Raw genomic sequence first — 24,841 nt, 5'->3', positions numbered from 1 at the left:
TTCAGACCTGTGGTGATATTAGCGTTGTAATTGCTATAACGTCATCTTTGCTTATTTAGGGAAGTTGACGATTGGGAAACATTTAAAAAATCCGTTATCTGCACAGTTCACTAAACCTACTTGTACCGCATCAATGTGTTTAGTTTTGTTGAAGAAACCTACTTGAACAGTAGATTTGTTTGAAAGGCTTACAAGACCCACATCGGCTACTGTTGTGCCTGTTGAGTAGTTTACTGCTGCCCAGTTAAGACCATTCACATCATGAGTAATGTTCGCTAAACCTAAGTTAGCACCTGTCGCTTTACCTGTGTTCCAGTTAAACCAACCAAGAGAGACACCAGTCATTTCTTTGTTAACTTTGTTTGCACCAAAGGCGATGCTGAAGTTTGCACCTGTAGTACGATCAGATTCAGACAAACCAACTAAAGAGAAATCAACACCTTTAACTTCAGATACTTTACCGTGTAGAACCGCCAAACGTACGCCGTGAACCACATTATCTTGTGGTGCGTTCATGTCGATAGTTGAAAACATAACAGGTGTTTGTGCACATGCAAATGAAGAAGCAACGCTAGCAGCAAAGGCTACGGCAACAAGTCTTTTTTTCATACGGAATCTATCCTAACGGTGATTAAATTTAATTTGATGCCAAGCAAACAACGAAGCGAAAATTAAGGAAAATGGCTAAGTTGCTATCGTTATTGACATAATTTGTAGGCTTGATGATAGTCGTGCGAATGGTTTGATATAACTAGCAAAAATGGAATGTAATGTTTACCAGTATGAGTTTGGAAATTAAATAGCACTTAAGGTACTGAATTTAAATGCTTTTATTTTTAGTGTCGTATTGGTGCATATTGTTTTGTGATTGGGGAATATCATCGCCAAACTCGAGAATATGGAGCTCTCATACGATTTGGCTTTAGTTAGCAATGTACAATTAAGCATCAAATATCATGTAAGTTGCTATTGTGTGGCAGCAATGCACTCAACTCTTCTATTAATATCGTTTGCATCCATAGGTGCGCTGCGCTGCTGGAACACCTTTGATGGTGAATAAGGTATGCCGGAACCGCAAGCGCCTCTTTTCCATCTAACTCTGGCGATGGTAATTGAATAAAGTGCTCGCCGAAATCGGGGAGGGCTTGGATGCTGTTAGTGCCAAATAATATGGCGTCTGTTTTAATCAGCACATCGACCAACACCTGAGTCTGTGAGCTTCTCAATATAGGGCGATTGTCGTGCATCATATCTTTGTAGACTTGTAAAATGGGTGCATTGAAGGAGTGGTGCTGATCCTCATCGACGACCATGCCAATCATAGGAAATGCTATCGTATCTTGCAGTGTCACCTCTTTATTCTTACTCAAAGGGTGAGAGTTGCGTACGAATAACTGAGGTCTCAATGAACCCAAGTGTGTCGCCACATATTTTGCATTGGCAGGTTGGATAAAGTGCAATGCAAAATCAATATAACCTTGGTCAATAGCAGGATACGGGTTAGCTTTGGCAGAGTGTTCAGTGATGGTCACTTTGGGGGCGATTTTTTGCAGTCTTAATACTAATTTGGGAAATAGAGCACTAGATAAAAAAGCAGGCATAGAGATAGCAAAACTATTGTCTGCAACATAGGGGTCAAACTGCTCTGAACCGAACACTTGCTGCAGTTGAGGGAGCAATACCAGTAGCTGCTTTTCGATAAGTAGCGCTTTTTCGGTAGGCACTAACCCTGTTGATACGCGAGTAAACAAAGGATCATCAAACGTGGCGCGTAGGCGTGCCAGCGCTCTACTGACCGCAGATTGAGAAACAAACAACACTTCAGACGCCCGAGAGACATTTCTTTCCCTTAACAACACATCCATTGTCACCAACAGGTTTAAATCCACTCTAGCTAAGCTTCGGTTCATAAATGCGAGCCTATTATTCACTTAAGTCATAATCAATTATAAGCATAAGTCGTTAGACGCAAATAAGGCAAGTGCCTATTCTTTACGCAACAGCAAATACTTAGACTTAGTTGAAATTACAGGTGGATATATGAAAAAAACACTTATTGCTACGATCATGACTCTGGGTTTAGTTGCATCTGCGAATGCTGCAACCTACGAGGCCGACGTACCCGCTTCAATCATTACTCCTAATCAAGTGGAGTCAAAATATTTAGGTGAGCTTTCGTACACAGATGGTGCGCCGTCTCTTGATACGCACAATAAGGCGAGTGATTTTGTGGATACAGCCGATGCGGTTCGTGTTTTCCTTTCAGGCATCCCTGTTGCTTCTATTCAAGGTTTACTAGCCGGTCATCAAAGCATTGGTATGGAGGCAAACCGCACTATAGGTATTTCTGAGGACTTATTGGATGCAAAAAGTATCTGGTTAACCGCCAACACAACCACTCCTTATGTATCAGGTGAGATTGACTTAAAACAAGGACCAGTCGTTCTTGAAGTCGGCACTCCCGTCCTCGGTTTAGTAGATAACGCAGCCTTTAAGTTTGTGGCACGTGTTGGAGCAACTCATCCACAAGACCAAGGTAACGGCGGAAAATACTTCTTCTACCATTCTTCGTATCAGGGAGAGCTGCCTGAAGGGTATATTCACATTAAATCAGAGGGTTACCGTCACTGGTTATTACTGCGTGTGATTACTACGCCACAAACGATGGACAGTGATATTGCTAAGCTAAAAGAGACCATGAAGTTGTACCCATACGGCAAGCAAGAACGTACTAACTTTAAAAACTTCTCGGGCGTTAAGTACAACACAGTGCACGCGATGGATGAGTCTTTTTATTCGGAAATCAATGAGTTGATCCAATATGAGCCATCAGCAGTGTTTGATGCAGAGTGGTTATCTATGGCAAAACGTTTAGGCATTGAAAAAGGCAAGCCATTTACGCCAGATACACGCATGCAAGGCATTTTAAAAGAAGCCTCAAAGATCGCGACCGCCGAAGCGCGCAGTTATTACTTCCATCCAGACGAGTCGGTGACTCGCTATCAAGATAGAAAGTGGTTTACGCCATTGGTAAATGGTCATGAGTTTATCGACAATGAAAATGGCGTGATTAACGCCGATGATCGAGCATTGTTCCACTTTATGGCGACAGGTATCACCCCAGATATGGTGACCAAAACCGAGGGTAAAGGCTCTGATTACCTTCTAGCGACTCGAGATCAAGACGACAAGCTGCTTGATGGTTCAAAACACTATACGGTCACGCTACCAGCAGGTGTGCCTGTAACTAAGTTCTGGTCATTTATGGTGTACGACAACCAAACCCGCTCTATGTTAGAGACAGATCAAAAAGCGGCTGGGGTCGATGGATTAAGCAAAGGTGTGAAGAAAAACGCGGACGGCTCAACCACTATCCACTTTGCACCTAAAGCACCACAAGGCGCTGCAGGAAATTGGGTTCAAACGGTGGATGGCAAAGGTTATAACGTGATTTTCCGTGTTTATGGCCCAACGCAAGCATGGTTTGATAACTCATGGAAACCTAGTGATTTTAAACAGGTTAAATAACTCAATAACGTGACGTTATAAAGGCAAATTAAGGCCTGACTCCCATACACTATTGGAGTCAGGCCTTTTTCTTGCCAGTTTACTTTCTGTATTTAGCTAGTGGATCTAACTCGCTGAAAGCAATGGCTTTGTGGTGTGCTTGTCTGTGCCTAGCTCCATTACCCGTTCAAACAGCTCAGTTAGGTGGCTTTGGTGACTGACCATCAAGATGGTGCTGTGGGGCAATAGGGTACGCAATTGCTCAATCAGGGCGTAGGCACTTGGTTCATCAAGGCTACTGGTGGCTTCATCCAGAATCAGCAGTTGAGGTTTTTGTACTAAAGCGCGGGCTAGAGCAATCTTTTGTTGTTCGCCTCCCGAGAGCTTCATTTGCCATTCGGTTTCATTGTCCAAGTCTTCTGCCAGTGCGCTAAGTCCAACTTGCTCTAGAGCGGTTTGATATGGCGCATCGTCTGAGTTTGGTGCTTGTGGGTAGCTTAAACATTCACGCATACTGCTTTTGGGCAGATAAGGCTTTTGAGGAAGTAGCAACACGTTGTGATCATCGGTGCGGAATTGACCTTGATAAAACGGCCAAATGCCAGCTAGTGTGCGCAGTAGTGTCGATTTACCTAAGCCACTGGCCCCTTTGATCATCAGTGACTCTCCTGATTTCACTTGCAATGAAATATTAGAAAGCAGCGTCTGACCGTTTGGCTTTTGTATGCTCAATTGCTCGCAAGATAAACCGTAAGGTGTAGCCAAAGGTTTGTCTTCTGTTACTGAATGAGTGGTAGTAGCCCCTTTGTTTGGCGTGGTTTGTGAGAATGCTTCGCACTTATCCATAGCTTCAATAAATTGGGTTAAACGGACAACTGTGGCACTCCAATACGTTAGGTCGTCATAGCGGAAGATAAACCAACTGAGTGAGCTGTAAACACGCATAAAGGCCATACGCACTTGGAAGAGTCCGCCAACGGTAATTGCGCCTGCCATCAGTGCAGGAATAGCGGCAAAGTATGGCACCATAGTTGCAATTTGGTGGTAGGTGTTGATGACCATACCGAGTTTTTTTTCGCGCCCCATTAAGGACTTCCAGTTGAATGAAATATCATCAAATGTGGAGTCTAACTGGGATTTTTCGCGCTGTTGACCGTGCATTAAAGCAATTTGCTCGGCACTGTCGCGGCTACGTAGCAGTCGAGCACGAAAGTTCGCTTCTCGCTGTTGTTGTTGGTAGTAAAGCTTATGCAGTTTATGGCCAAAGAAGTGAGTTACGCCCGCACCAGCTAACGAATAAATGAGCGCCAGCCACAGCAAATAGCCGGATATTTTGATGTCATCAAATAAAGGCAACAAAAAGTCGCTGGAAAGGTTCCACAAAATGATACTGAACGCAGATAGAGTTGCCACACTTTGGATTAAGCCTAAAATCAGGGTTAAGGTATCGGTGGTGAGTAATTTAATGTCTTCAGCAATACGTTGATCTGGGTTATCAGGCTCTTCGGTAAGTGTGAGTCGATAAAAGTTTTGGTTGCTCAACCAGCGACCGACAAGGCGCTCAGTAAGCCAAGTACGCCAGCGTATTTCCACCCATTGTTGTAGCCACTTTGCGTAGACTTTCATCACTACGATGATGGCAACAAAGCCGATAAATTTAAGTAGCAGATCGTAAATTAGCGGACCATCTAATGCGGCCAAGGCATCAAAAAACTCTTTATTCCAAACGTTCAGTTTCACCATCACCTGAACAAGTAATAAAGATAGGGCTACAGTGGCGGCAAATAGCAACCATGACATGAGACTGGCTTTGCTCGACCAATAGGGTTTTGCAATAGCATAAAATTGTTTAAGGATTAACATACATTCCCTGAGATGACTAAAGCACATACAGCGTATAAGCCGTATGTGCTTGTATTAATGTCGAAAATTATTAATCTTCTGCTTTTTCAGCAGGCATTAAGCTGGCATCGATCCAATTGTTAGTGACCAATATTTGCTTTGCCATTTCATCCATTTGAGCTGGAGTGACACTGTCTACCCATGCCAAATAATCAGCGGCCGAGGTTAGGCTATCTCCGTATTGCGCCGCATCATTAAGATAATTTAGGCGCTGACGATCTGAGATATTGTCCGGTGCGAGCGAGTTCTTTGTTTGAGCAATGATTTCGGAAAGCTCTTTTTGGGTAACGCCCTGTTCTAATACTTTGTCTAGCACAGCCGTTACTTTGGTTCTTAGCTCTTCGCCACGCAGTGGATCATGTCCATAGCTCAGCATGCCAAAGGCTTGGTTGCGGTTTCTGTCTAGTCGAATAGCAAAGCGCACCGAATACACGCCGCCTGCATCTTCACGCAAAGATTCACGTAAACGATTAGAAATAATGCGGCTTAATAGATACGCTTTATCACCACGTTGCGTGCTGTAAGCAAAGTCCTGATTGAACAGCAAGCTTGTGATTGCCATTGGCTCTTCGCCGGCGGCAATTCTAACTTCATGCTTGCCGCTGCCTAGAGGCGGAAGTTCAATTTGAGAGTAAGCTTCTGCACTTGATGGTAAAGAGCCGATATAACGCTGCGCAAGTTCAATCACCTGTTTTGCATCGGCATTACCGACCACAATCAAGTGATGTTGGTTAGCATTGGAAAACAGCATATTCCATGCGTTGAACAGATCTTTAGTCTCAATCTTGCTTAATTGCTCTTTGGTTAAACGCAAGCGCTCAGGGTTGTTCACATAACGAATCGCATCGATGGCAGTGTTAAATTGACCATTTGAGCTTGTTTTTTGATTCTCAATACCACGCTCCATCAAGCGTTTAGAGGCTTGCCACAGCTCCTCATCCACTTGCGGTTGTGTGATTTGTAGGTAGACGTTTTGTAGCCAGTTTTCGAGTGATTTCGGGTTTGAAGTACCCGAAAAACCGTGCATGCTTTGGTTTACATAACTGCTGATGCGGTTTGAGTAAGGAGCATTTAGCATTGCCAGTTGGTCAGTGCTAAAGTCGCCGTAGCCAAACTTGCTCATTTGACGCAGTAGTAGTGCAATTGAGCGTTGCTCAGCAGGAAGATGCTGACTGCCACCCCAACCGCGATAATCTAAGCGCAGTTCATTGCTCGACTCATCACTGTATTCAAACCAAACTTGAGCGCCATTTTCTAGCGTCCACATTTTTACGCCTTGTTGCTCTTTGTAAGCGACAATTTTGGCAGCTTCAGGCACATCAGAAACGAGCTTTTTGCTTACGGTAACCGGCGCAATGGCGGCAGGAGGATTGGCCTTGGCGTATTCCCATGCTTGTTGTAATTGGGCAACGCTTGGCAATTGCGCCTGGTTGTCTACTTTTACTTGCGCAATAACTAATGGATTGAGCGTTTGTACCATGCGCTTGAGGTGCGCATTGATTTCGTCAAGGGTGATGCTATTTGACAGTTTTTCAATCACCACAGCGTATTGATCAGAATCGATCAGTGGCGATTGTGAGCGCAAACGGTTAAAGATAGACATCATTTCGCGGCGGTTAGTTGTGCTGCGTAGTGAGTCAGCCATTTGCGAATAGCGATTGATCATGGATTGACGTTCAGTATTCAGATCGTCTTGATTAAAACCATGTGAGGCAAAACGACTGAGCTGTTCAAATGCTTCTTCGGTGCTCGCTAGGTAGTTTTTACCCGTCAAAATCACCATGAGACGGTTGTTGCGATAACCGGCAGCCATTGGACGCGTCATCATCATCAATTTACTGATGTTGTCGCTCTCTACTTGGTATTGTTCGCGCAGGCGCTTGTTGAGCACTTGCATGGTGATATCGTTGACCAGTTTGGCGCGCAATTCAGATTCAGTATGCGGCGTCACTTCATGATCTCTAAAGTTAAAAGAGAGCACTTCAGTGGTAATTTCTTTGTCGGCAATCACTTTTAGATCAAGAGTATTGTCTAAAGGTACGTTTAATTGCGGACGTTGTGGAAGCTCTTTGGCCGGCAGAGGCGCAAAGTAGCGATTAAGCATTTTTTCCACTTCAGCTTGGTTGGTTGAACCGACCACAATCAGAGTCATATTATTGGGGTGGTACCAATCGTGCCAAAATGCTTCGATGCGACTAGCATCCACATGGCGCACTAGATCCATATCACCAATAGGCTCACGATCGCCAAAGCGACTACCTTCAAGTAGAATTTGGCGATTGGCTTTGCCTAGACGCGCCATCATACTCAAAGTGCTGCGCCATTCTTCTTCGACAACAGGACGTTCACGTTCTAGTTCATCTTGATCGAAGACCAGAGCGCTCGCTTGTTGAGAAAGCATGTTAAAACCTTCACTTAGCATCTCTTCTGAGCTATTTGGTAAGTGTAGGAAGTAAGAGGTGGTGTAATATTCGGTCATGGCGTTGACATCACGCCCAAATACCATACCGAGTGCTTGTTGATGTTCAATTAGGGTATTGGCAGGAAACTGCTCAGTCCCGTTAAAAGCCATATGTTCAACCAAATGAGCAATGCCTTTTTGGTCATCGTCTTCATCTAAAGAGCCAGCATTAACAACCAGCTGAAGTGATACGCGATCTTTCGGGCGGTTATTTTCCACTAAGATATAACGCATACCGTTATCAAGTTCGCCTTGGATCATATCCTGACGTATTGGTAACTGAGGATCTTCAATGTCTGTTTTAGTTTGTTGGCAGCCAGCTATAGCAATGCATGCGGCTATCAAAATGGGGATATATTTCATACGATAGTGGCGCGCAAAGCGCGCCAACTCCTGGTTATTGATGATATTGCTCAAAAGAGATGAAAATGAATGGCATTAGGTTTAGTTACGCAGGTTGACGTTTAGCCAGATTTGTCGACCTGAGTTGTAGTAATCGTCTGGGACAACGACACCATCAACATGAATACCTGAAGTAGAGATAACTTCTTGAGTATTTAGAATGTTGGTTACGCTTAGACCTAGGATTAGGTGGTTATTAAGCTGAGTTGGAGTCCAGTTAATGGCCATATCCCATGTCACAAGATCGTCGAGCTCGACAGACTGCAAAGAATTGACTGTTTCTGGCTGTCCATCAATTTCAACGGATTCAACACCTAGATATACATTGTCTTTTTTGCCTTGCTGGTAGTTCACGCGGTTGTTCCAAACAACGCCAGCGTTCGCCCAGAACATATTGAGATCTAAGCTACTTTTTAGTGGCGATTGGTAACCGCTCACATCCATTTCGCTGTAGCGAACTAGCTCACCGTCAACCATTACCCACTCATCTTGGTAGCCACCGTTTAGGTTATTACCCGCTCCATAAGTGCCTTTTAAGTCACCGTGACCACGGCGGTAGTTATAAGCGATTTTCCAGTTGGCACTAAAGTAACCCCCTGCAACTTCGTATGGTTTACGAGTGGCAACTTCTAGGCTAATAATGTGGTCGTCACTTTCGATATTGTTGTGGATCGTCGCTATGCCTAGGTCTGAGTCTTCAGAGAAGGTGATGCCATCTCTTTGCATACGGTAGATGTATGTCGTATCGAAAGCGAAGTTGCTGACATTGATATCCCAAGATGCAGTAACTTCATCAGAATAAGGTACATCTGCTGAGCTTAGTGCTGCGCCATCGAATGTTTCAGTTGATGCACAAGTCAGGTTACTTTCGTCTAGGTTGTTCCAATCACCATCGTTTGGCGTACAACTACTAGAGCGAGAAAGGTAGTTGTCTTGTTCCGCTTGTAGTGCGAAGCCAAGCATATTTGAGCTGTAGTAACGGTTAGCACCCAAGGTAATGCGGTTAGTGTTAACAAGATCGAAATCCCAGCTAGTAGCAATACGAGGGGAGAATACGGTTTGCTCAAATACACTCATGTGATCAACACGAGCACCTAAGTAAAGGCTCCAACGATCCAATTGCATTGTACTGTCAGCAAATAGGCCGTATTGCTGAGCATCAACATCGTAGTTTGAGGCATTGTAGCGAGTTAACGTCGAAATGCTTGGACTACCAAAATCAAGATATTGGTAGGCAACAAAATCATTGGCGCGATCAACGTTACTTTGCTGGTGGGTTGCTTCTATACCGATACTTGGTTGAAGCTCTAAGTTACCGATGTAAGTTGGATCAGAATAATAGACTGATTTAACTAAGTATGAGTCTTGAGATTGTTTCAGGTTGCCGTAGCTTCCCTGATTGTACATTTCTAGACCATCCGCTCCGAAAACAAAGAACGAGCCAAAATAGTCATGATCAGATTCACGTTCGTCGAGTAAGTGATCGTAGGCCAGCGTGGTTTGCCAGTGACCACTGTCAAACATGTAATCCAGTTTAAATGTACCGCCCATGCCTGCGTGAGTAACAACTGAATCACTGCCTTCTTGAACGGCATCATTGCTGTTTGCGTCATTTAAGAAAGTGTTTTTATGATGACCTGTGTAGCGAAAATCTGTGGTTGTCTGCCATGCACCTGATTCCCAAATATGGGTAAGGAATAGGTTGTCCATGGTTTGATCAGAATCTTTGCCATTCGCCATTGGAATATCCGATGCCTGATGACTGATATTAAGCGCTAGCTTTTGTGTCTCACTAATAGGCCCGCCAATATGCAAGGCGTGCATGCGCTTTTGGTAGTTAGGTTGGTAGTAACCTGAACCATCAATAGGGGTACCATAATCATCTGCGAAGTTGACGCCCACTTTCTGTTTGGAGTTCCAAGAACTATCATTCATACGATAGTTATAATCAATCACAAACTCATCGGTTGGTTTACGCACATGTGCGTTGACGACACCACCGGTGAAGCCGCCGTATTCCGCCTTAATGTTATGGTCGAAAACTTCAATACTATCAATGAGGTTGGTATCAATGAAGTATCCAGAAGTATGTCCAGAACTTAGGCTTCCAGGTAAATCATTAGCACCGCCAAAGGTAGTGTTGTTGTTTACGCCGACACCATCAATGGTGTATTTGGTTTGATGAGGTCTAGCACCTGATAACGAGATTTCTTCTGGTGTTAGATCGCCACCTTGCATTGCTCCTTGCGCGTCATCAACACCTACTCGAGGTTCATGCTTGATGGCTTCAGATAGCGTTGGATTATCTTTTGGTGATTGCTCTAATTCCAAACGGTCAATGGTCAGCGCTGTCCCTGTAACTACGACGATTTCTTGGTCGCCATTTTCTTCTGTTGTTGCAGAGTCAGTTTGAGTTTGTGCGATAGCATATCCGCCATACAAAGCGGCAATTATCCCTAATACTAGTGTGGTTATTTTGTTAGAACGATCCATAAATCCTACAATTTTTGATATAGACAGAGTGATTGGTAGTTATTCGCTAAAGAAAAAGGAGATTTCATTGTTTTTGAACAGTTATGCGAATCATTATCGTTAGCATGTACATCATCCACACCTAAAAATGAAAAACAAGCATTCATTCACCAAATTAATGCTAAGTTCAAGTTTTTATTGATATTTGTTATGTCTGTCGGGGTGTGTATGGATTTCTTGAATAAAAATCAACCGCATTTGCGATCATTTAAGTAATGACCAAATTGATGGATTTATAGTGCTGTGTAGCGCAAAAGATGTGCGTATTTTAAGGGAGTGAAATGAGGCTTACTTTTTTGGGAAGAGGGGGTGGTTACCCGTAACTTCAAAAGGGGTGTGACGCCTACTACGCCGTTGTATGAGGTGGGTTTATGGTAAAGCGGTCATGTAGGGTAATGCTATGAGTTAGCGCATTTTCCTGAGTAGTAGTCATTATTGGTTGACTGCGGTGCTAACACAAACAGGTCACCTTGCCACATTTTAAAATCAAAACACCACTTGGCAAACTCTTCGCGCTTTGGTTTTGCTATCTGCATGTCAACACAGTGTCTCTGACAAAATACTTCCCAACGGCTTGCTTCTAGAAAGTGTTTAGGCTCGGTTTCTGTCAGGTACTTCTCGATAAACTGCTGGCGCTTCTTTGCTTCCGCTTGTTGATATTTGGTTAAAAGTAAAAATCGTTGTGACGTTTGGGTCATTGAATCGTTCTGCATATTAGTGAGTTCTTTGTTAGATTAATGTTATCTATACAAAAAGAGCAAACTATACTGAAAACTATCGTTCAAGATCGTGATGGAGTAGACACTAAAATGCAGGTTGTTTTCAGCAATTGGGTGCATTTTATTAACATTTTGTATCATTTAGCCAGCGGTGACGGGGCGCATTTTCAGGGGTGAAAAACACAGAGCTGAATAAAGGTTTTAACTCAAATGTATCTTTGAGTGTTGGAATATTATTCAATATCGTGCATAGCAATTTTCAGCGTACACATGTACCTTTTTGTTATTAAAACGTTTCTTTTTTCTTGGTGACAAAGGTGCTGGTGGCGGTTTATTCAGCATTTGTAGCCCTGTGAGCATGGGGCATCTTTACAGTGTAAATTGACTCTATTTTAAAAATGCTAGAACTTTGATAACTATCTTTTAATTATTCAATATTTCGTTATGTAAATCAGATGTTTACTATACTGAAATCGCAAGGATTGTAGTTAGACCGAACAGTGTCATTGGAGAAAGTAAATGAGATCGACGAAAAAGCAGTATGCAGTGATAGGTTTGGGACGATTTGGCTTGTCCGTCTGTAAGGAATTAAGCCGAGCAGGAGCACAAGTGCTGGCGATTGACGTTGATGAAGACCGAGTAAAAAGTGCGGTTGAGTTTTCAACCGAGGTGATTGTGGCTAATTGCTCTCAAGAAGAAACGGTCGCAGAATTAAAATTAGAACAATATGACATGGTCATGATTGCTATCGGTAGCGATATCAATGCCAGCATTTTGACCACCTTAGTATTAAAAGAGGCGCACTGTAAAACGGTGTGGGTGAAAGCCAACGATAAGTTTCATGCCAGAATACTGCACAAGGTTGGCGCAGATAGAGTCATCATGCCAGAAAGAGAAATGGGCGTTCGTATTGCAAACCAAATGATAGATAAGCGGGTGAAGGATTTTCATCCTCTGGGTAGTGGTATTGCATTAACCGAAGTGATTGTGAGCGCGAAAATGCTGGGTAAATCTTTAGCCGATATGTCGCTATGTCGCGAAGAAGGGGTCAGTGTTATTGCTCTCAAGCGTGGGCCAGAAGTGATCTCTTCACCAAGCTATAAAAAAAGCTTAGAGATTGGTGATGTGATTATTATTGTTGGCCCTGAAGCCATACTTGCACAAAAACTACGTACATTATGATACCAAGAATTCATCAAAGCCGAGTCTATAGCCTAGGGCCTGAAAGAAAGGGTGGCAAAGGTGGTGAGCCGAGAATTATTGTTCTCAGCTTTCTTATGATTTTGTTTCCATCTGCGGTGCTACTGACGCTTCCCGTGTTTTCTGTTTCAGGTTTGTCGATGACTGATGCCCTGTTTACCGCCACCTCTGCCATTAGTGTAACGGGCTTGGGCGTGGTGGATACTGGTCAACATTTCACTCTCAGCGGCAAGATATTGTTGATGATCTTGATGCAGATTGGCGGACTTGGTCAGATGACACTTTCTGCTGTATTGCTTTATATGTTTGGTGTGCGCCTGTCTTTGCAACAACAAGCATTAGCCAAAGAAGCGCTAGGACAAGACCGACGCATTAATTTGCACAGCTTGGTGAAAAAGATCATTATTTTTGCTCTAGCCGCTGAGTTTGTTGGCTTTGTAATACTCAGCTATCGCTGGGTGCCGGATATGGGCTGGAGCACAGGCATGTTTTACGCCTTATTCCATTCTATTTCTGCCTTTAACAATGCTGGCTTTTCACTCTTTTCAGATAGCCTAGTAGGTTTTGTGGGCGACCCGATTGTAATCAGTTGTCTAGCATCGCTGTTTATCCTCGGCGGATTGGGCTTTACCGTGGTGGGAGATTTATCCGCGAACTTACACAAAGGCTTTAGGCACCTACAACTGCACACCAAAATCATGTTATTGGGCACGCCAATTCTACTTATTGTGGGTACGCTGATGTTTTGGCTATTAGAGCGTAACAACGCCGCCACTTTAGGCAGTTTATCTACGTCTGAGCAATGGTTTGCCGCTTTTTTCCAATCGGCAACCGCGCGTACCGCAGGTTTCAACAGCATTGATTTATCCTCGCTGACTTCTCCTGCAATGCTCTTTATGATGCTGTTAATGTTAATTGGTGCGGGTTCAACCTCTACCGGTGGTGGTATTAAGGTATCGACCTTTGTTGTGGCAACCTTGGCAACATGGAGCTTTTTGAGTCAGAAGAAACATGTGGCGCTATTTCATCGCACTATCGGCAGTCAAACGGTGACTCGCTCTTTAGCCATTATTGTGGTCAGTGGTATTTTGCTGTTCTTTGCGATGTTTGGACTCATGATTACCGAGCAAGCGCCATTTAAAGTGATTATCTTTGAAACCATTTCCGCGTTTGCGACGGTCGGCGTCAGTGCCGGGCTTACCGCTGAACTTTCAGAGCCAGGAAAACTCATCATGATCGTGGTGATGATTATTGGTCGTATTGGGCCTTTGACCTTAGCCTACATGTTGGCAAGACCTGAAAAAACCTTAGTTAAATATCCAGAAGATCCGGTCTTTACAGGTTAACAGTATAACCTTTATCAGCAAACGCTCTGCGTGATGCAACTGGGCATACTTCTCTATTAGCAATGAGTGTGAAACTATTTCTCATTTAGGTGGATAAGTATGCTCTTTTATTGTTCAATCCTTTCTTTGTTTGCACCGTTATCACCCATCCAAATATTCTGCTATTGCCCATTTATTGTGCGTTAATATGTTATCTACTTAAAAATCAACCGTTTAACTTGCTTGTTTTATTGATGCAAAACTTGGCATCAATCTTGGATATTTTCATATGAGTTAACAATCATAATATGGAGATGTTCACTATGAACAAGGCGTTCAACACTAAATTAGCCGTTTTATCTTTAGCACTAACTTTGGGCTCTGGCGTGGTGCAAGCCGCAGATACCATCAAAGTGGGTGTATTGCACTCACTGTCAGGCACTATGGCCATCAGTGAAACAACATTGAAAGATACGGTTTTGATGCTTGTTGATGAGCAAAACAAAAAAGGGGGCCTACTAGGTAAAAAGCTAGAAGCAGTGGTCGTTGATCCGGCTTCTAACTGGCCTCTGTTTGCCGAAAAAGCGCGCGAGCTTATTGAAAAAGAAAAAGTTGATGTGGTGTTTGGTGGTTGGACTTCGGTATCGCGCAAATCAATGCTGCCGGTATTTGAAGAGCTCAATAGCATCCTATTCTATCCAGTGCAGTACGAAGGTGAAGAGTCGTCTAAAAACGTCTTTTACACTGGCGCCGCGCCAAACCAACAGGCAATTCCGGCTGTGGATTACTTGATGGATGAACTTGGCATTGAGCGTTGGGTGCTGGCGGGAACGGATTACGTTTATCCGCGTACCACCAATAAAATTTTGGAAGCCTACCTGAAAAGCAAAGGTGTTTCTGATAAAGACATCATGATCAATTACACCCCATTTGGTCATTCTGATTGGCAATCTATCGTATCAGATGTGAAGAAATTTGGCTCAGAAGGCAAGAAAACTGCGGTGGTTTCAACCATCAACGGTGATGCAAACGTGCCGTTTTATAAAGAGCTAGGCGCACAGGGGATCTCATCAGAAGATATTCCAGTGGTGGCATTCTCAGTGGGTGAAGAAGAGCTTTCCGGGATGGATACCTCCGCATTGGTGGGACACCTTGCCGCATGGAACTACTTCATGAGTGTCGATACTCAAGCTAACGAAGAGTTTGTGGAAGCGTGGCATAAATTTATCAAAGACGATAAACGCGTGACTAACGATCCAATGGAAGCAAGCTACATCGGATTCAACATGTGGGTGCAAGCGGTAACTAACGCAGGCACAACAGACCCTGAAGCGGTGCAAGATGCCTTGATTGGTGTTGCTGTGCCGAACCTTTCTGGTGGCTATTCAACTATGCTGCCAAACCACCATATTACTAAGCCAGTATTGATTGGCGAAATCCAAGACGATGGTCAATTTGACATTGTTTGGGAAACCAAAGGTCTAGTGGCAGGCGATGCGTGGTCAGACTTTTTACCTGAATCAGCCAAGTTATTTTCAAGCTGGTCAAAACCTTTCTCTTGTGGCGCATTTAACGTAGAAACCAAAAAGTGCTCTGGCGGAAATTAATCATTCTGTGAGGCTTTCTTTTGCTCTTTTTCGTAGCAGTAGTTCGGTAAAGAGCAAAAGGAGGTGATTTTTAACACCTTTAGTGAGCGCATATTTTTTTGGTGAATGATCACCTTTGATTATCAGCCTCATTATTTTATAGGACACAGTTCATGAGACATTTTTATCATGGGTTGAAAGTTGTCGTGTTCTTGCTGATTAGCATTAACTTTGCAATGGCCAGTGTGAGTGATTCAGACAGTTTTACTCAAGCACTGAAAGGTCGCGATACGCAAAGTAAACAAGAAGCGATTGCTTGGCTGGTATCAAGCCAAACTCCAGAGACTTCCACTCAAATATTGAATGCATGGCTACACGGTGATTTATATTATTTTAACGATAAGTCGCATTCTAAATACCTTTCTTTATACACAATCTCTAGCCACAAAGTAGGCTCAACGGCGACCTCGGTTTGGGATGGTGAACAGCGAATTGTAGAAAAGAAATCCTTATTTAAAAAAATGCGCGTTAATAACCGTTTTCGCGGCGCAATTCGCGCAGAGCTTGCCTCCCTTGGCTTAAACGACCCTAACCCTGTTACACGTCGCAGCGCGGTGGAATCCCTGCTAGGTCAAACAGATGACCACATAATCAATGCCTTGCAAACTCGTTTAGCTACTGAGAATGACAACCAAGTGATTGAGCTGATCCATTTTGCTCTAGCAATTGATACTGCATTAGATGTGAATGCGGCGACGGATAAACGTGTGGCGGCTATCCACTCTTTGAGTGATGAAAAACACGCTATTGTGTTTAAAACCATGCAAAGCGTTTTAGCGTCATCGGATAATCAGCAGATTATTGAGGCGGCAAACTACACCCTCGCTCAGTATCAACAGAGTCAGGCTTTGTACTCTGGGGTCGAGACGCTGTTTTTTGGGCTTAGTATGGGCTCAGTGCTGGTGCTAGCGGGCATAGGCTTAGCCATTACCTTTGGCGTAATGGGCGTGATTAATATGGCGCATGGTGAGCTGATTATGATAGGTGCTTACACCACCTATGTGATGCAACTGCTGTTACCCAACAACACCGCACTGGCGTTGTTGCTGTCTATTCCAATGGCCTTCATCGTGTCAGGGCTAGTCGGCGTGCTTATTGAAAGAAGCGTTATTCGTCATTTATATGGGCGCCCCCTTGAGACACTGTTAGCCACTTTTGGTATCAGTCTTATCCTGCAACAAGCCGTGCGCTCGGTATTTTCTCCTTTAAATCGTTCAGTAAGCACACCTGATTTTATGTCGGGAGCTTTACAGTTAAATCCTATGCTATCGCTGACCTACAACCGCCTGTACATCATTATGTTTTGTGTGCTGGTGTTTATGGGACTGCTGATGGTGTTAAAGAAAACGCCATTAGGTTTGCAAGTTCGCGCTGTTTCACAAAACCGTGGTATGGCAAGGGCAATGGGCATTCGCTCAGAGCGCGTTGATGCCATGACGTTTGGTTTGGGCTCTGGCGTGGCGGGCATTGCTGGGGTGGCACTTTCTCAATTAACCAATGTTGGTCCGAACATGGGGCAAGCTTACATCATTGATTCGTTCATGGTGGTGGTGTTTGGCGGTGTGGGCAACTTATGGGGCACATTGGTTGCAGGACTTAGCTTAGGCTTGTTCAACAAGATCCTTGAGCCTTGGGCTGGCGCTGTATTGGCGAAGATTATTGTGTTGGTGTTTATTATTTTATTCATTCAAAAACGCCCTCGTGGACTCTTTCCACAACGTGGCCGCGCCGCTGATAGCTAAGGAGAGCATCATGAAGTCAAGATCGTTTGTACTTTCCGCCATGAGCGGAGATAGAGCGGGGCAAATTACCATTCTTGCCTTGCTAGCGGCTGTAGTGTTAATTCCTCTAGCCAACACTCTTTTACCTGCTGGGCACCCTTTGCATGTAGAGACCTTCACTATTTCGCTGATGGGTAAGTATCTATGCTACGCCATGTTGGCGCTGGCACTGGATTTAGTGTGGGGATATCTGGGGATTTTGAGTCTAGGACACGGCGCATTTTTTGCTATCGGCGGTTATGCCATGGGCATGTATTTGATGCGCCAGATTGGAGATCGCGGCGTGTATGGTGATCCATTGTTGCCCGATTTTATGGTGTTTTTGGATTGGAGCGATCTGCCTTGGTTTTGGCAGGGCTTTGATCAGTTTTGGTTTGCCGTGGCGATGGTGGTGTTGATTCCGGGAGCATTGGCGTATGTGTTTGGTTACTTGGCGTTTCGCTCAAGGGTTTCAGGAGTGTATCTGTCCATTATGACGCAAGCCTTAACCTACGCACTGATGTTGTCGTTCTTCCGCAATGAAATGGGCTTTGGTGGCAATAATGGATTGACCGACTTTAAAGATATTTTAGGCTTTAGCTTGCAGCTAGATGGCACCAAAATCGCGCTGTTTGTTTGCTCTGGCATTGCGCTCATTATCAGCTATGTGTTGTGCAGAACCGTAGTCACTAGTCGCTTAGGGCGAGTGGCATTGGCGATAAGAGATACAGAGTCTCGTACTCGCTTTATGGGTTATGACGTAGACGGAGTAAAGCTGTGGATCTTTGTGTTATCGGCGGTCATCGCAGGTATTGCAGGGGCGTTATATGTACCTCAAGTGGGCATTATCAATCCGGGAGAGTTTGCGCCAATTAACTCGATTGAGATTGTGGCTTGGGTGGCGTTAGGTGGACGTGCCACTTTAGTGGGCGCGGTCGTTGGTGCTTTGATCATCAACTACGCAAAAAGCTGGTTTACGGTGGAATTTCCAGAAATTTGGCTGTTCGCACTGGGTGGATTATTTGTGTTCTCAACCATGTATTTCCCGAAAGGTGTGATGGGCTTTATCAGTGACAAGTTTGCACTTACTTACGCTAAAAGAGCGAACAAACAACAAGGTGCCAAACAGAGTCAATCAGAGGCTAAGCCAGCGGAGGCCAATCTATGAGTGCGTTAGATAATATGAATACTCTCAAGGAAAATGTGCGTTCATTTACTCGTCGCGATCAAGTGTTTCCTTTTTTGATTCCGCAAACTCACCCGCTCATTGATACCAGTCATAACATTTTGCTGTACGCAGAAGGGGTGAACAAAAGCTTTGATGGCTTTAAAGCGATCAATGATCTGAACCTTTATATCCGTGAAGGAGAGTTGCGCTGCATTATTGGGCCAAACGGCGCAGGTAAAACCACCATGATGGATATCATCACAGGTAAAACCAAGCCTGATTCTGGCAAGGTTTGGCTTGGTTCAAACATCAATTTATTGGAAATGAACGAAGCTGAAATTGCCAATGCCGGCATCGGTCGTAAGTTCCAAAAACCGACCGTGATTGAATGTATTTCTGTGTGGCAAAACCTTGAGTTATCTATGGCGGGCGTACGCTCGGTATGGGGGACATACCGAGCCAAAATGTCATCGCAGCAGCGTGATAAGTTGGAATCGGTATTAGAGCTTATCCATTTGAAAGACAACGCTAAATTATTAGCAGGCAACCTATCTCACGGACAAAAACAGTGGTTAGAAATTGGTATGTTGCTGATGCAAAATCCCAAACTGCTATTGGTGGATGAGCCGGTAGCGGGCATGACGCATCAAGAGATGGATCGCACCTCAGAGCTGCTTAACTCATTGGCGGGCAATCATTCTGTGGTGGTGGTTGAGCACGACATGGATTTTGTACGTTCGATTGCCAGTCACGTCACTGTGCTTCACCAAGGGCATGTGTTGGCGGAAGGCACCATGGATCAAGTGCAAGCTCACCCTGAGGTGAAGCAAGTGTATTTGGGAGAATAAGATGTTAGAGATTAAATCGCTAAACCAATTTTATGGTGAAAGTCATACCCTTTGGGATTTAGATATCACTATCCCAGAAGGAAAATGCACTGTGCTGATGGGGCGAAATGGGGTGGGTAAGAGCACCTTGCTTGAATGCGTGATGGGTTTAGTTAAGGTAAAAAGTGGCGATATTTTACTAAAAGGTGAGTCGATACTGGATTTAGATGCAGAAGAGCGACCACGTAAAGGGATTGGCTATGTGCCGCAAGGGCGTCAGATTTTCCCTATGTTGACGGTGCAAGAAAACCTAGAGGTGGGACTGCCGATTCGTGATAAGGGCGATCGCCAAATACCTGAGTTTATCTTCGACCTTTTCCCTGTATTAAAAGAGATGCTACATCGACGAGGTGGCGATTTATCGGGAGGACAACAGCAACAGCTCGCCATAGGGCGTGCGCTAGTGGTCAATCCGAAATTACTTATATTAGACGAACCAACAGAAGGTATTCAGCCCAATATCGTGCAAGAAATTGGCGATATTATTCGAATGCTCAATGAAAAAATGGGCTTAACCGTATTGCTGGTAGAGCAAAAGCTGCCTTTTGCTAGAAAGGTCGGAGATTGCTTTTGTATCTTAGACAGAGGCAGGCAAGTTGCGACCGGAGAGATACAAGAATTGAGTGAAGGCTTGATTAAGGAGTATCTAACGGTATGAGTGTTTCTTCTGCTTTGCACGCGGCTTCTGTTTTGCAAGATAGCGCGGATGCGCTATCGCCTTTGGGCGCAGAGATCAAACATCAAACAGAGCAGGGCTGGAAAGCTCAGCTCTGTTTGAGCTTTGTCGATAGAGGCGATAAAACGGTCATTAAGCACCGCAGTCAACAAGGGCCGTTAGCGATTCAGCGACCTCTATACCCAGAAGGCAAGCCTTGCCATACCTATTTACTGCACCCTCCGGGTGGTGTGGTCGGCGGGGATACTCTTAATATTAACGTGACCTTACACTCGGGTGCTCACTCCTTAATTACCACGCCGGGCGCGACCAAATTTTATCGCTCAGACAGTAAATATGCGCACCAAAAGCAGGTGCTGTCGGTCAAAAATGGTGCTCGCCTAGAGTGGCTTCCTCAAGAAAATATCTTTTTCCCTAATGCTTACAGTCGTTTAGATACTGAAATTCACCTTGAGTCAGGGGCGCAGTTTATCGGTTGGGAAATGCACTGTTTTGGACGGCCTGCACTGAAAGAGGGATTTGAGTTGGGTCATCTAGTTGGGAAAACTGAAATATTCCAAGACGGGAAGCGCTTGTTAGTCGAAGGCATAAATTTCCATGGCGGAGATAACCTCATGATAAATATGGGGCTTTTAGGTCGCTCTATGCTGGGAACACTGTATGTGAGTGAAGTTTCACAAGAATTATTGGAGTTGGTACGGAGTTTGCTTTTATCAATAGTAAGTGAGAACAACTCAAATGATGCCGCCGGTGCAAGGCAAGCGACGAGTCAGCGATCTAGTCATCAACAATCTAGTCAGCAACAACCTTTGCTATTAAGCGTGACTCAGATTGATGGCTTGATGGTAGTGCGCGCTTTGGGTGAGTGGAGTGAAGATATCTTGTCTGCCTTCACTTTGGTATGGCAACAAGTCCGACATTATTGGACAGGCGAGACGCCAACCCCACCGCGTATTTGGGCGACCTAAAAAAGAGTTAGGGAAGAATAACGACATGGAATTAACACCAAGAGAAAAAGATAAATTGTTGATTTTTTGCGCTGGAATGTTGGCGCAACAACGTAAAGACAAAGGCTTAAAGCTCAACTATCCCGAATCTATCGCCTTGATCAGCAGCGCTATTTTAGAAGGTGCTCGAGAGGGAAAAACGGTGGCGCAATTGATGGATTATGGTCGCACCATATTAAGCAATGACCAAGTTATGGAAGGTGTGGCCTCTATGCTCCCTGATGTGCAGGTGGAAGCGACCTTTCCTGACGGTACAAAGTTAGTCACTGTTCATGATCCCATTGTCTAAATCAGGCTTGTAATAAGCCAAGGCATCACCCCCATCATACTCAGGGACGAGTTCTGCAACACAATTTTAGGGACGGAAAAATGGCAGTAGCAAAAGTAAAAACAGGCACATTAATCCCCGGTGAAATAGAGGCAGGCCAAGGAAGCATTGAATTAAATGTTGGCCGTGAAACGCTGTCTATTAAAGTGGAAAACATCGGCGACAGACCAATTCAAATTGGCTCGCATTATCACTTTTATGAAGCGAATAACGCCTTAATTTTTCCCCGAGAATCCACAAAAGGTTTCCGTTTAAACATTCCTGCAGGCACAGCCACCCGCTTTGAACCCGGACAATCTCGAACGGTAGAACTGGTGAAATACGCCGGCAAACTTGAGGTGTATGGATTTCAAGGAAAAGTGATGGGCAGTCTTGAGTAATAAAGTGCTGAGTAACAAAGTGCCGAGCAACAACCGCATCCGTCACCTTAGCAGCGCGTAATCTTGCTAATAAAAACAGGCAGTTAATAGAGAAAGGTAGAGTAGGTCATGGCAAAGATATCCAAACAAGCGTACGCCGAAATGTTTGGTCCAACAATTGGGGATCGAATGCGTCTTGCTGATACCGAATTGTGGCTAGAAGTAGAAAAAGATTTCACCATTTACGGTGATGAAGTCAAGTTTGGTGGTGGCAAGGTCATCCGTGATGGCATGGGACAAAGCCAAAGGCCGAGCGCCGAAACTCCCGATTTAGTGATCACCAACGCAGTGGTGCTCGATTATTGGGGAGTGGTAAAGGCCGATGTCGCCATCAAGGACGGACGAATTTACGCTTTAGGCAAAGCGGGCAATCCAGATGTTCAGCCTGAGGTTGATATTGTGATTGGTCCCGGCACTGAGATTTTAGCGGGGGAAGGCTCAATTTTGACCGCTGGTGGTATCGACTCTCATATTCACTTTATCTGCCCGCAACAAATCGAAGAGGCCCTCGCCTCGGGCGTCACCACTATGATTGGTGGCGGCACAGGCCCCAATACCGGCACAAACGCAACCACTTGTACGCCGGGCCCTTGGAATATGCACCGCATGTTAGAAGCACTGGATGAATACCCGATGAACTTTGGTCTGCTGGGTAAGGGGAATGCGAGCCAGCCACAGGCATTGCGAGAGCAAGTAGAGGCAGGCGCTGTGGGGCTAAAATTGCATGAAGATTGGGGAACTACTCCGGCCTCTATTGATACTTGCTTGAGCGTTGCCGATGAAATGGACGTACAAGTTGCCATTCATACCGATACTTTGAATGAATCAGGGTTCGTCGAATCCACTTTGGGGGCGATTGGCGATCGCGTTATTCATACCTATCACACCGAAGGGGCCGGTGGCGGTCATGCGCCCGATATTATTCGCGCCGCAGGTGAGCCAAACGTACTGCCATCTTCCACTAACCCAACCCGACCTTACACGGTCAATACGGTTGATGAACATCTCGATATGTTGATGGTATGCCACCATTTATCGCCCTCGATTGCCGAAGATGTGGCGTTTGCAGAGTCGCGTATTCGCCGTGAAACTATCGCAGCCGAAGACATTTTGCACGACTTAGGCGCCTTTTCTATGATCGCCTCTGACTCTCAAGCGATGGGGCGTGTCGGCGAAGTCATTACTCGCACATGGCAGACAGCACATAAGATGAAGGTACAGCGTGGCAGTTTGCAACAAGACTCTGACTACAGTGATAACTTTCGCCTAAAACGTTACATTGCCAAATACACCATCAATCCAGCGATTACTCACGGCATGTCCCACGAAATCGGTTCGATTGAAAAAGGTAAACTGGCAGATCTCGTGCTTTGGAAACCGGCCTTTTTTGGGGTGAAACCAAGTGTGATTATAAAAGGCGGCATGATTGCAATGGCGCCAATGGGCGACCCGAATGCCTCTATCCCAACGCCACAACCCGTTCATTACCGCGCTATGTTTGGCGCTTCTGGCAAGGCGAGTCAAAGCACCTCTATGTTGTTTGTGTCCAAAGCGGCCAAAGAGAACAAGATAGCTGAGCAACTTGGCTTAAATAGCTTAATTGGCGTGGTCAAAGATTGTCGCAACATCAGCAAGGCTGACATGAAGCTCAATGATTGGATGCCAAAGATTGAAGTGGATTCGCAAACCTATCAGGTGCGAGCAGACGGTGAGCTATTACAGTGTGAGCCCGCCGAAGTATTGCCGATGGCACAACGTTATTTCTTGTTTTAAGCATGTAGTAAGGACAAATCATGATTGAACTGACCAAAGTCAATTCGCAAACCGTCAGCAACCCCAATGGCTATCTTAGCTTACCGATAGATAGTCGTATCAAGAGCCGTTTAAAAGTCAGCCTAGAAGATGGCCGAGACGCAGGGCTGTTTTTACCTCGAGGTCATATCTTGCGCGGTGGTGAACAGTTGCTCAGTGAGTGCGGCATGGTAGTGGAAGTGAAAGCTGCACCAGAGACAGTCTCAACGGTGCATTGCTCGGACACATTATTGCTAATGCGAGTGGCGTATCACTTAGGTAATCGTCACGTTCCTTTGCAAGTAACCGCTGATTGGGTTCGCTATCAACACGACCATGTATTGGACGAAATGGTACAAGGGCTTGGCGCAACAGTGACGGTCGAATCTGCGCCATTAGAGCCAGAAAGTGGCGCGTATGGCGGTCGCTCAGGCGGCGGTCATCACCACCACTAATCATTTATTTATCAGTTAATTATCGGTTTAAAAGTAAGGATCACTTAATGAATACATTATTAAACATACGCGCGGCGGCAAACAAGTCTGCAAAATCAATAACCGCCGCATTAGCCATGACGCTGCTTACCCCAATTAGCGCTTTTGCTCACTCAGGACATGCCGATCACTCTTTTTTTTCGGGTCTTACACACCCGCTGACCGGCGTTGACCACTTGATTATGCTATTGGCGTTTGGCTTGTTAGTCGGCACGTTAAGTTTCAAAAAAGGCAAGACATTTGCCCTGCTGGCGGCAGGTGTTGCATCGTTAGTAGTGGGATTACTAGCAGGCAAAGCCTTAGGTTATGCCGCGTTTATTGAACCTATGATCATCGCATCACTGTTTGTGATGAGTGTCTGTTTGTGGCATGTGGTGACGCCGTCGGCGACTAAAGTCAATGCTGCGCTGAGCCTAGCTATTGGACTGCTGTTTTTCCACGGATACGCACATGGCGTGGAAGCGGCCGCCAGTCTTTCTCAATTTGCGCTAGGAATGACCATGATGGCATGCATGCTATTAGCTGCAGGTTGTATGGCAGGTCGTTGGATTGGTTCAAAGTGGCTTTCTATCGGTGTGGCTTCGGCTAGCGTGCTGTTTATGGTGGCCGCTTAGTGT

General features: G+C 44.9%; 20 protein-coding genes. 14 read left to right on the top strand and 6 right to left on the bottom strand.

The window, feature by feature from the left end; translation table 11 throughout:
• Positions 1-51 precede the first annotated feature (51 nt).
• Together OCU38_RS13420 and OCU38_RS13415 are read right to left on the bottom strand one after the other, a co-directional pair.
• The gene (locus OCU38_RS13420) at positions 52-609 is read right to left on the bottom strand and encodes a VC2662 family protein (RefSeq protein ID WP_261824725.1); all 558 of its coding nucleotides are present in this window, start codon (positions 607-609) and stop codon (positions 52-54) included.
• Between the two features lie 338 nt (positions 610-947).
• Positions 948-1,910, bottom strand: coding sequence for a LysR family transcriptional regulator (locus OCU38_RS13415; protein ID WP_261824724.1), 963 nt, complete (start codon positions 1,908-1,910; stop codon positions 948-950).
• A gap of 130 nt (positions 1,911-2,040) precedes the next feature.
• Between OCU38_RS13415 and OCU38_RS13410 the strand changes: the two genes are divergently transcribed.
• Positions 2,041-3,528: a DUF1254 domain-containing protein gene (locus tag OCU38_RS13410; protein WP_261824723.1), complete on the top strand. Its 1,488-nt coding sequence runs from the start codon at positions 2,041-2,043 to the stop codon at positions 3,526-3,528.
• A gap of 105 nt (positions 3,529-3,633) precedes the next feature.
• On the opposite strand, the gene OCU38_RS13405 is transcribed toward OCU38_RS13410, so the two are convergent.
• From OCU38_RS13405 to OCU38_RS13390, 4 genes are all read right to left on the bottom strand, one after another.
• Positions 3,634-5,307, bottom strand: a complete 1,674-nt coding sequence (locus OCU38_RS13405; protein WP_261824722.1) for an ABC transporter ATP-binding protein/permease — start codon at positions 5,305-5,307, stop codon at positions 3,634-3,636.
• Between the two features lie 133 nt (positions 5,308-5,440).
• Positions 5,441-8,233, bottom strand: a complete 2,793-nt coding sequence (locus OCU38_RS13400) for a M16 family metallopeptidase (RefSeq protein ID WP_261824721.1) — start codon at positions 8,231-8,233, stop codon at positions 5,441-5,443.
• Between the two features lie 81 nt (positions 8,234-8,314).
• A complete protein-coding gene (locus OCU38_RS13395) occupies positions 8,315-10,765 on the bottom strand; it encodes a TonB-dependent receptor plug domain-containing protein (protein ID WP_261824720.1) in 2,451 nt (816 codons plus the stop codon).
• A gap of 437 nt (positions 10,766-11,202) precedes the next feature.
• Positions 11,203-11,517 (bottom strand): hypothetical protein, encoded by a 315-nt coding sequence (locus OCU38_RS13390; protein ID WP_261824719.1) that lies wholly within the window; start codon positions 11,515-11,517, stop codon positions 11,203-11,205.
• A gap of 525 nt (positions 11,518-12,042) precedes the next feature.
• Here OCU38_RS13390 and OCU38_RS13385 point away from each other — a divergent pair.
• The 13 genes from OCU38_RS13385 to OCU38_RS13325 all read left to right on the top strand — a co-directional run bounded on the left by OCU38_RS13385 (position 12,043) and on the right by OCU38_RS13325 (position 24,838).
• A complete protein-coding gene (locus OCU38_RS13385) occupies positions 12,043-12,705 on the top strand; it encodes a potassium channel family protein (protein ID WP_261824718.1) in 663 nt (220 codons plus the stop codon).
• The gene (locus OCU38_RS13380) at positions 12,702-14,069 is read left to right on the top strand and encodes a TrkH family potassium uptake protein (protein ID WP_261824717.1); all 1,368 of its coding nucleotides are present in this window, start codon (positions 12,702-12,704) and stop codon (positions 14,067-14,069) included. The genes OCU38_RS13385 and OCU38_RS13380 overlap by 4 nt, the downstream gene beginning before the upstream one ends.
• A gap of 302 nt (positions 14,070-14,371) precedes the next feature.
• On the top strand, positions 14,372-15,655 hold the full coding sequence (gene urtA, locus OCU38_RS13375; protein WP_023403277.1) for an urea ABC transporter substrate-binding protein: 1,284 nt from the start codon (positions 14,372-14,374) through the stop codon (positions 15,653-15,655).
• A 152-nt stretch (positions 15,656-15,807) separates the two neighbouring features.
• Positions 15,808-17,436 carry an urea ABC transporter permease subunit UrtB gene (gene urtB, locus OCU38_RS13370; protein WP_261824716.1) on the top strand — a complete coding sequence of 543 codons (1,629 nt, stop codon included), beginning with the start codon at positions 15,808-15,810 and terminating at the stop codon, positions 17,434-17,436.
• Positions 17,437-17,446: 10 nt separating this feature from the next.
• Positions 17,447-18,622 (top strand): urea ABC transporter permease subunit UrtC, encoded by a 1,176-nt coding sequence (urtC, locus tag OCU38_RS13365; protein ID WP_261824715.1) that lies wholly within the window; start codon positions 17,447-17,449, stop codon positions 18,620-18,622.
• Positions 18,619-19,470 carry an urea ABC transporter ATP-binding protein UrtD gene (gene urtD / locus OCU38_RS13360; RefSeq protein WP_023403280.1) on the top strand — a complete coding sequence of 284 codons (852 nt, stop codon included), beginning with the start codon at positions 18,619-18,621 and terminating at the stop codon, positions 19,468-19,470. The genes urtC and urtD overlap by 4 nt, the downstream gene beginning before the upstream one ends.
• A 1-nt stretch (position 19,471) precedes the next feature.
• The gene (gene urtE / locus OCU38_RS13355; RefSeq protein WP_261824714.1) at positions 19,472-20,167 is read left to right on the top strand and encodes an urea ABC transporter ATP-binding subunit UrtE; all 696 of its coding nucleotides are present in this window, start codon (positions 19,472-19,474) and stop codon (positions 20,165-20,167) included.
• Positions 20,164-21,153: an urease accessory protein UreD gene (locus OCU38_RS13350; protein WP_261824713.1), complete on the top strand. Its 990-nt coding sequence runs from the start codon at positions 20,164-20,166 to the stop codon at positions 21,151-21,153. Before urtE ends, OCU38_RS13350 begins: the two co-directional genes overlap by 4 nt.
• 25 nt (positions 21,154-21,178) lie before the next feature.
• Entirely contained in the window at positions 21,179-21,481 is a 303-nt protein-coding gene (gene ureA / locus OCU38_RS13345) for an urease subunit gamma (protein WP_261824712.1), read from the top strand.
• An 80-nt stretch (positions 21,482-21,561) separates the two neighbouring features.
• Positions 21,562-21,900, top strand: coding sequence for an urease subunit beta (locus tag OCU38_RS13340; RefSeq protein WP_261824711.1), 339 nt, complete (start codon positions 21,562-21,564; stop codon positions 21,898-21,900).
• A 108-nt stretch (positions 21,901-22,008) separates the two neighbouring features.
• Positions 22,009-23,712 (top strand): urease subunit alpha, encoded by a 1,704-nt coding sequence (gene ureC, locus OCU38_RS13335; RefSeq protein ID WP_152820270.1) that lies wholly within the window; start codon positions 22,009-22,011, stop codon positions 23,710-23,712.
• 20 nt (positions 23,713-23,732) lie between these two features.
• Positions 23,733-24,185: an urease accessory protein UreE gene (ureE, locus tag OCU38_RS13330; RefSeq protein ID WP_261824710.1), complete on the top strand. Its 453-nt coding sequence runs from the start codon at positions 23,733-23,735 to the stop codon at positions 24,183-24,185.
• Positions 24,186-24,232: 47 nt separating this feature from the next.
• On the top strand, positions 24,233-24,838 hold the full coding sequence (locus OCU38_RS13325; RefSeq protein WP_261824709.1) for a HupE/UreJ family protein: 606 nt from the start codon (positions 24,233-24,235) through the stop codon (positions 24,836-24,838).
• The last annotated feature ends 3 nt before the right edge of the window (positions 24,839-24,841 follow it).

It is taken from the genome of Vibrio neonatus (assembly GCF_024346975.1).
Lineage (GTDB): Bacteria > Pseudomonadota > Gammaproteobacteria > Enterobacterales > Vibrionaceae > Vibrio > Vibrio neonatus.
This window is presented reverse-complemented; position numbering and strand designations above follow the sequence as displayed.

Bases quoted from the DNA above. Each gene is read 5' to 3' on its own strand.
- OCU38_RS13340 (WP_261824711.1), top strand. From the start codon at position 21,562: ATGGCAGTAGCAAAAGTAAAAACAGGCACATTAATCCCCGGTGAAATA.
- urtE (WP_261824714.1), top strand. From the start codon at position 19,472: ATGTTAGAGATTAAATCGCTAAACCAATTTTATGGTGAAAGTCATACC.
- OCU38_RS13420 (WP_261824725.1), bottom strand. From the start codon at position 609: ATGAAAAAAAGACTTGTTGCCGTAGCCTTTGCTGCTAGCGTTGCTTCT.
- OCU38_RS13380 (WP_261824717.1), top strand. From the start codon at position 12,702: ATGATACCAAGAATTCATCAAAGCCGAGTCTATAGCCTAGGGCCTGAA.
- OCU38_RS13405 (WP_261824722.1), bottom strand. From the start codon at position 5,307: ATGTCATGGTTGCTATTTGCCGCCACTGTAGCCCTATCTTTATTACTT.
- urtD (WP_023403280.1), top strand. From the start codon at position 18,619: ATGAGTGCGTTAGATAATATGAATACTCTCAAGGAAAATGTGCGTTCA.
- OCU38_RS13410 (WP_261824723.1), top strand. From the start codon at position 2,041: ATGAAAAAAACACTTATTGCTACGATCATGACTCTGGGTTTAGTTGCA.
- OCU38_RS13385 (WP_261824718.1), top strand. From the start codon at position 12,043: ATGAGATCGACGAAAAAGCAGTATGCAGTGATAGGTTTGGGACGATTT.
- ureA (WP_261824712.1), top strand. From the start codon at position 21,179: ATGGAATTAACACCAAGAGAAAAAGATAAATTGTTGATTTTTTGCGCT.
- ureE (WP_261824710.1), top strand. From the start codon at position 23,733: ATGATTGAACTGACCAAAGTCAATTCGCAAACCGTCAGCAACCCCAAT.
- OCU38_RS13350 (WP_261824713.1), top strand. From the start codon at position 20,164: ATGAGTGTTTCTTCTGCTTTGCACGCGGCTTCTGTTTTGCAAGATAGC.
- OCU38_RS13390 (WP_261824719.1), bottom strand. From the start codon at position 11,517: ATGCAGAACGATTCAATGACCCAAACGTCACAACGATTTTTACTTTTA.
- OCU38_RS13325 (WP_261824709.1), top strand. From the start codon at position 24,233: ATGAATACATTATTAAACATACGCGCGGCGGCAAACAAGTCTGCAAAA.
- urtB (WP_261824716.1), top strand. From the start codon at position 15,808: ATGAGACATTTTTATCATGGGTTGAAAGTTGTCGTGTTCTTGCTGATT.
- ureC (WP_152820270.1), top strand. From the start codon at position 22,009: ATGGCAAAGATATCCAAACAAGCGTACGCCGAAATGTTTGGTCCAACA.
- OCU38_RS13400 (WP_261824721.1), bottom strand. From the start codon at position 8,233: ATGAAATATATCCCCATTTTGATAGCCGCATGCATTGCTATAGCTGGC.
- urtC (WP_261824715.1), top strand. From the start codon at position 17,447: ATGAAGTCAAGATCGTTTGTACTTTCCGCCATGAGCGGAGATAGAGCG.
- OCU38_RS13395 (WP_261824720.1), bottom strand. From the start codon at position 10,765: ATGGATCGTTCTAACAAAATAACCACACTAGTATTAGGGATAATTGCC.
- OCU38_RS13415 (WP_261824724.1), bottom strand. From the start codon at position 1,910: ATGAACCGAAGCTTAGCTAGAGTGGATTTAAACCTGTTGGTGACAATG.
- urtA (WP_023403277.1), top strand. From the start codon at position 14,372: ATGAACAAGGCGTTCAACACTAAATTAGCCGTTTTATCTTTAGCACTA.